Origin of the sequence: Stenotrophomonas sp. FR012 (genome assembly GCF_047520565.2) — a bacterium.
Lineage (GTDB): Bacteria > Pseudomonadota > Gammaproteobacteria > Xanthomonadales > Xanthomonadaceae > Stenotrophomonas > Stenotrophomonas sepilia.
Genome location: NZ_JAXBQL020000026.1, coordinates 1 through 7,269, shown reverse-complemented (window position 1 = coordinate 7,269; position 7,269 = coordinate 1). Strand labels below are relative to the sequence as shown.

6 protein-coding genes are annotated in these 7,269 nt (G+C 66.6%); all 6 read right to left on the bottom strand.

Annotated features, from left to right (window positions below; genetic code table 11):
* The coding region (locus tag ACM0O9_RS19730; protein ID WP_495495904.1) for a cache domain-containing protein at positions 1 to 1,472 on the bottom strand (1,472 nt) is incomplete at its 3' end.
* Positions 1,473 to 2,205: 733 nt separating this feature from the next.
* The gene (locus ACM0O9_RS19725; protein WP_138953772.1) at positions 2,206 to 4,584 is read right to left on the bottom strand and encodes a methyl-accepting chemotaxis protein; all 2,379 of its coding nucleotides are present in this window, start codon (positions 4,582 to 4,584) and stop codon (positions 2,206 to 2,208) included.
* 101 nt (positions 4,585 to 4,685) lie between these two features.
* Entirely contained in the window at positions 4,686 to 5,069 is a 384-nt protein-coding gene (locus ACM0O9_RS19720; RefSeq protein ID WP_005416411.1) for a hypothetical protein, read from the bottom strand.
* Between the two features lie 136 nt (positions 5,070 to 5,205).
* A complete protein-coding gene (locus tag ACM0O9_RS19715) occupies positions 5,206 to 5,697 on the bottom strand; it encodes a chemotaxis protein CheW (RefSeq protein WP_005416412.1) in 492 nt (163 codons plus the stop codon).
* A 179-nt stretch (positions 5,698 to 5,876) separates the two neighbouring features.
* Entirely contained in the window at positions 5,877 to 6,650 is a 774-nt protein-coding gene (locus ACM0O9_RS19710; RefSeq protein WP_111127759.1) for a flagellar brake protein, read from the bottom strand.
* 160 nt (positions 6,651 to 6,810) lie between these two features.
* Positions 6,811 to 7,269 (bottom strand): methyl-accepting chemotaxis protein (locus ACM0O9_RS19705; RefSeq protein WP_495495903.1); only part of this gene is annotated, 459 nt, incomplete at its 5' end.

The following is a 7,269-nucleotide window of genomic DNA, read 5'->3' as shown; positions in this document are numbered from 1 at the left end:
GCGGTTTCCTCCAGGTTGGCGGCCTGCTGCTCGGTACGGCGCGACAGGTCGCTGTTGCCCGAGGCGATCTCGCCGGCGGCCAGGGTGATGCTGGAGGCGCTGGCCTGGATCTGGCCGACGATCTGGGTCAGCTGCGCGACCGTGGCGTTGGCATCGTCGCGCATGCGGGCGAACACGCCCTGGTAATCGCCGTGCATGCGCGCGGTCAGGTCGCCCTCGGCGATGGCCGACAGCAGCTGCGACAGCTTGCCGAGGTTGTCATCGCTGACCGCCATCATCGCGTTGAGGTTTTCCAGCATCAGGCGGAAATCGTGGTCGAAGCGCTGCGCATCGCCTCGGCGGCTGAAGTCGCCGGCAGCAGCGGCGCTGGCCAACTGCTTGATCTCGGCGTTGATGCGGCCGAGGTTGGCCTTGACGGTGTCGACGGTGGTGGTCATCGCCGCCTTCTCGCCCGGGTAGCGGGCGATGTCGCGGCTCAGGTCACCAACCGCGTACTGCTGCACCACGTCCAGCACATCGTGCAGGGTCTGCACGTGGCTACCCACCAGGGCGTTGGTTTCCTGGACCATCAGCCCGTACTCGCCGGGGAAGGCGCTGGCGTCGATGCGGTAGCTGAGTTCGCCACCGTCGTGGCGGCGGGCCATTTCGCGCTGGCCGGTGATGACCGCATGCAACTGCTGCTGCATGCCGGCCATGGCGTCCAGCAGGCGGCCGGTTTCATCGTGCGGCTGCGGGCCGATATGGCTGTCGAGCTTGCCGGCGGCGATGCCCTCGGCGACGGCCGTGGCCTGCTTCAACGGCACGGCGATGCGATTGCCGATGACCCAGCTCAGGGCCAGTACGATCAGCACCAGGACGCCGCCGGAGACTGTCATGATGGCAGTGAACACCAGCGCCTGCTTCTGCACGTCGTCCATGTAGACGCCACTGCTGACCACCCAGTTCCACGGCGCAAACAGGCCGGCGTAGGCGACCTTCTCGACGTCGCCCTTGCTGCCCGGCTTGGCCCAGCGGTAGTTGACGAAGCCGCCGCCGGCGCGAGCCGCTTCGACCTGGTCGTAGTAGATCCGTACGCCGTCGTCAGTGTGGAAGTCCTTCATGTCCTTGCCGACCAGGTCCTTGCGGAACGGGTGCATCAGCAGCCGGTAGCCGGTGTCGTAGACGTTGAAATAGTAGGTATCGCTCTCTGCACGCATCACTTCCAATGCCTGCAGCGCGGCGCGCTTGGCAGCCTCTTCGCTGAGTTCGCCGGTAGCGGCCAGGCGGTGGTAGTGCTGCAGGATGCCGTAGCTCAGTTCGACCTGGGTCTTCAGTGCGGTCTTGCGGGTCTCGGTGAGATCCAGGTACTGCATGCGCGCGGCGATCACCGAGAGCGCGATCACGCCGAGCGCGATGAGCAGCGTCAGCAGGTTGAGCTTGCGCCGGACGGAAAGATTGCTGAAGTAGTGTTGCCAGCGATGCAGGAGATTCATCGAGCAGGACCAGGTCGAAGCGGGCGGGCGGCGCCGTGCCGGTCACGGCGGGACAAGCGGTGACAACCCCGTTATCGGCCGTCAGGGCGGGGGATTGAGGTGCGGTGTCCGAACGTATTCAGGTTTCCGTGCAGCGGCGGCTGCGGCGCTGCCTGCGGCAGGCTGGTTTTGAAGCAACAGCAACAGCAACAGCAGTTGGTCGGCGCTGGATTGTCAGTAGGTGGCTGGGCCGGGGTGGGCAGCCAGGACACGCCGTAAACCCGTCCATGGGGGCGCGATGGCGCCATCCATGGCGCCAACGGTCCTGCCTACCCACCCCGGCCCAGCCCTCTCGGCATTTCGGTGTCGGACGGAAAGAGCGTTGGGGTTCCAGGTGGAAAGAGGGGGCAGATCCGTTTTCCGCAGGAAAACGGATCTGACCCCGGAAGTGACCTGGCTTTTGTTTTTTGCTCTTCTTTCTTCAATCCGGGGTGGACGCGCACGGAAACTGTCCGTGGCCGGGAGGGTGGGTTGCGCAGGGGTGTCCGCGGCATGGATGCCGCGGCCAAGCCCCCATGGACGGGTTCACGGCGTCCCCTGCGCGACCCACCCTCCCGGCCCGAGCGAAGGAAATCCGCAGCTTTCCGTGACCACCCCGAGGGGCTTCGCCGTTGGCTGGATATCCAGATACCCCGTAAACAAAAACGCCCCAGCACAGGGCCAGGGCGTGTTCGTGGATCAGGTCAGGCCGGCATCAGAATTCCTGCCAGTCTCCGTCGGCCAGTTCGGTGGCCATCGGGCGACCGCCGGCGGTGCGGCGGGCCGGCGGTGCGACCGGTGCCGGGGCGGCCGGCGCGGTGGCTCGCGGGGCCGGGGCTGCGGCGACGCGCGGGGCGGCGACGACCTCGGCCTCATCGACCACGAAGATCGACACCGCTTCGCTGAGATGGCCGGCCTGTTCTTCCATCGCACGTGCGGCAGCGGTGGCTTCCTCCACCAGCGCGGCATTCTGCTGGGTGGTTTCGTCCATCTGCACCACGGTCTGGTTGACCTGCTCGATGCCGGCCGACTGTTCCTGCGAGGCGGCGGAGATCTCGGCCATGATGTCGGTCACGCGCTGCACCGAGGCGACAATCTCGCCCATGGTGGCGCCGGCCTTGTGCACCAGCGCCGAGCCATCGTTGACCTTGCCGACCGAGTCGTCGATCAGGCCCTTGATCTCCTTGGCGGCGGCGGCCGAGCGCTGGGCGAGGGTGCGCACTTCGCTGGCAACCACGGCAAAGCCGCGGCCCTGTTCACCGGCACGCGCGGCTTCCACGGCGGCGTTCAGTGCCAGGATGTTGGTCTGGAACGCAATGCCGTCGATGACGCTGATGATCTCGGCGATCTTCTTCGACGAGGCTTCGATGGCGGACATGGTGGTGACCACCTGGCCGACGACCTCGCCACCCTGCGAGGCGACGCCATGCGCGCCGATGGCGAGCTGGTTGGCCTGGCGGGCGTGCTCGGCGTTCTGGCGCACGGTGGAGGTCAGTTCCTCCATCGAGGCCGCGGTTTCCTCGAGGTTGGCAGCCTGCTGCTCGGTGCGGCGCGACAGGTCGCTGTTGCCCGAGGCGATCTCGCCGGCGGCCGAACTGATCGCGCGGCTGGACTGCTTGATGCGGGTGACGATCTCGCTCAGCTGCGCGGCGGTGGCGTTGGCATCGTCACGCATGCGGGCGAACACGCCCTGGTAGTCGCCGTGCATGCGCACGGTCAGGTCACCCTGCGACAGTGCCGCAAGCAGGCCGGAGATCTGTTCGATGCTGCCAGCGTTGGCATCCAGCAGGCCGTTGATCTGCTGGGCCAGCTGCAGGAAGAAGCCTTCCTTGTCGGTCGCGTCGATGCGGCCGGACAGGTCGCCGGCGGCAGCCTGGGCGATCACGCGGGCCACTTCGGCTTCGACCTGCGCTTCCTGGGTACGGTCGCGCCATTCCACCACGTAGCCGACGGTGTCGCCGCCTTCATTGCGGATGGTCGAGACCACCTGGGCGAACTGGGCATCGCCATACTGCATCGGGCGACGGGCGACGCCGTGTGCCTTCAGGTTACCCAGCAGGGTCTGGTCCATCTCGCCGCGGTGTTCAAGCACGGTGACCGGCTTGCCGATCAGCGAGGCCTGGGCATCGAAGTCCGGCAGGTCGCGGCGAACTTCGTCCTGGTACTGGCTCAGGGTCTGCTGCAGGGCGCGGTTGCTGTAGACGATGGTGTTGCTGGTGTCGGTCAGGTACACGCCGGTCGAGCTGTAGTCCAGCGCGGTACGGATGCGCAGATTCTCGCGGGCCACGGCCTGGTCGGTCTCGATGCGCTCGCGGAGGTCGCGCTGCATGCGCTGCATGGCCTGCATCAGTTCGCCCACTTCGTCCTGGCGGCTGACGTCGATATGACCATCGAGCTTGCCACCGGCGACGTCGTTGGCGACCGAGACGGCGCCACGCACGCTGCCGACCAGTGCGCGGGCGAACAGCCACACCAGCACCAGGCCGAGTGCGGCGCCACCCAGCAGGGCGATCACGGTCAGCACGGCCGAGGCGGAATAGGTGGAGGCGGCCTCTTCGCGCGAGGCGCGGGCGAGGCGGTTGTCTTCGGCGATCAGCGCTTCCAGCGCCGATGCAGCCTTGCGGTGCTTGGTACGGGTTTCGCCGACGAAGGTATCGATGGCATCGTCTGGCAGGTCAAGTTCCAGCATCTCGGTGACGCTGTCATAGGACGCCAGCGCATCCTTCCATTCCTTGGCGAAGGTGTCGAACAGCTTCTTCTGTTGTGCGTTGTCGACCAGCTTCGGATAGTCCTTGATCGACTTGTCCATGCTGGTGCGCAGGTCGACGGCCTGCTTGCGCGCATCGGACTTGACGTCGTCGCTGGCGCGGATCAACTGCTGGTAGGCGGCATTGCGGTATTCGCCCAGCATGCCGCGCATCTCGCCGGCGAGGCGGATGCTTTCCATGCGTGAACCGGCCAGCTCGGTGGTGACGTTGTTCAGCGAATGCAGGCCGCGATAGGCGACGATGCCCTGCAGCAGCATCACCAGCAGGAGGACGCCGAAGGTCAGCAGCAGCTTCGGCATCAGTTTCAGGTTGTTGATCCACGGCATGGGCGTTGCGAGCTCCTAAGGCAGACGCGCCCGGGCATCGGGCCCGGTTGCAGCAGAAACCACGCCGGCACCAGGTCCGGCGTGGTTCGACGGACAGCGGATTACTTGATGTTGGCCAGCTTCAGCCCAGCCGGCGAGCTGACTTCGATTTCCGCGCGCGAGGCGTCGCGCTGGATCTTGCCGATCACGCAGACGGTCTTGCCTTCCAGGGTTTCCAGCGGGAAGGAGAACTTGCCGCGGTTCTCGCCGGCGATGCGGGCCGAGAAGGTGTGGCGCGGGAAGGCGCCGCCCATGTACAGGAAGGTCGGCTGGCCTTCGGAACCTTCTGCGTAGCGGGCCTTTTCAACCTTGCCACAGACCATGCCGTCCTTGCCGACCGAACGCGGGGCCAGTTCCGGCGGGATCATGTCAGCCGACTGGGCGAAAGCGGAGGCGGCGGTGGTGGCCAGGACAGCGGCCGAAACGAACGCAAGCAGGGACTTCATCGAGGGGTATCTCCGGGGATGGTAACGGTCGGGCCGGCCCTGCGCGCTCCTGCGCGGCCGGCTTCTGTCCCCCTATCGGCATCGCCGGGGGGAACTGAAGGGTTTTGTGACCGGAACGTGAAGCAGTTCCGTTTACTCAGGCGGCGACGTCTTCGGTGAGGCTGGCCTGGCCCATGTCGGCGCTGTCGAGCAGGGTCTCGATGTCCAGCAGGATCAGCATGCGATCGTCGTGGGTACCGATGCCGGAGATGAAGCGGGTATCGACGGCGGCACCGAATTCCGGGGTCGGTCGGATCTGCTCGGCCGACAGCGGGATCACGTCGGAGACGCTGTCGACGACGATGCCGACCACGCGGTCTTCGACGTTCAGCACGATCATCACGGTGAAGGCGTCGTAACGGGCGTTGTCCAGGCGCAGCTTCAGGCGCAGGTCGATCACCGGGACGATGGTGCCACGCAGGTTGATCACGCCCTTGATGTAGTCCGGGGCATCCGGCACGCGGGTAACCGCGTCGTAGCCACGGATTTCCTGCACCTTGAGGATGTCCACGCCGTAGTGCTCGTCACCAAGGGTGAAGCTGAGGAATTCGCCACCGGTGCTGGCGGCGGAGCTGGTCTTGTCGTTCATCGAGGGGTCCTGGTTCTGCCGGAAGTCCCGGTGTCAGGCTCGATATCGGCCCCTCTGGGGGGGACTTTAGGTGCCCGGGCAGTGGATGGGGTCAGATCCCTTTTCAGGGAAAAGGGATCTGACCCCGGCATGCGTTCCAGGGTTGCCGGCCATCGGCCGGCACTACCGGTCGGGCGGCCTCAGAGCTCGCCGTTGCGGCGTGCCTTGCGTTGGCGGTCGATGCGGAAGATGTAGCGCTGGATGGCGCTGTCGGCGCCGCGCGGCAGGCTGTCGAAGCGCATGCCCACGCGCTTGACCTCGATGCCGTTGGGCTGGCGCTGCGGCAACAGGTTGCAGACCACCAGCGCGATGTCCAGGTCGGGACCGTCGGGCAGGGACAGCTGCGCCGGATAGCGCTTCTGCAGGCCGAACACCGCGCAGTCATTGGGAACCACCACGGCCAGGCCACCGCCACTGATGTCCACCACGCGCATCGACAACGCTTCGGCGCGCGCTTCGGCGGGGGGGAGCAGCAGCTGCGGTGAGTCGGTGACCGGGGTCTCCAGCCGATACAGCTCGCGGCGCTGCAGGTGCACCAGTTCTTCCGGAAGCGGAGCGCGGAAGGCCACGTGGCCGTCGTTGTCCACGCGCTGCAGTTCGTGCAGGCGGAAACGCACCAGCACCCGTTCGAGCTGGGCGAAGCACAGCAGGTGATCGGCCTGCTCGGCGGCGCGGTTGGAGGCTTCCTGCGGGCTGCCATCGAGCAGCAGGTAGTCCTCGTCCTCGTCGAGGTCGAGAAGCGCAGTGGGGAACGAACGGTCACGGCCGTCGATGTGCGCGTTGATCAGTGATCGCTGGTCGATCAGCGAGCGCAGCAGCTGCCGCAGCTGGCGCGGGTTGCGGACCAGGAAGCGCTCGTCAGCGGCGTCGGCCGCGTGGACATCATGCACTGCAGTGTCGTTGCCGTCGGACATGGAATCTACGGTCAGGGGCGGGCGCCAGCACGCGTTGGTGCGAGGCTCGATGGGGATATCGGCCTCTGCACCGGATTATGAAGTGAGATTTGCATCACTTTCCACGCGTAAGGGGTCAGATCCCTTTCCCGCGGGAAAGGGATCTGACCCCGTGGTTCTGTCAGAATTCCTGCCAGTCGCCGTCCGCGGCCAGCGCCGGCTGGGCCGTTGCCGTGCGCAGCGCACGTGCCGGGGCCGGCCTTGCGGCCGGTGCGGCGGCGGCGACCTGGCGCGGTACCGGTGCCGCCAGCGGGCGTGCCGGAATGGCCGTCGTGCCGTGCGATGCAAGCCGGAAGCGGGCCACGGCTTCACCCAGCTGCACGGCCTGGTCCTCCATCGCACGTGCGGCAGCGGTGGCTTCCTCCACCAGTGCGGCGTTCTGCTGGGTGGTTTCGTCCATCTGCACCACGGTCTGGTTGACCTGCTCGATGCCCGCGCTCTGTTCCTGCGAGGCGGCGGAGATCTCGGCCATGATGTCGGTCACACGCTGCACCGAGGCGACGATCTCGCCCATGGTGCTGCCGGCCTGGTGGACCAGGCTGGAGCCCTCGGCAACCTTGCCGACGGAGTCGTCGATCAG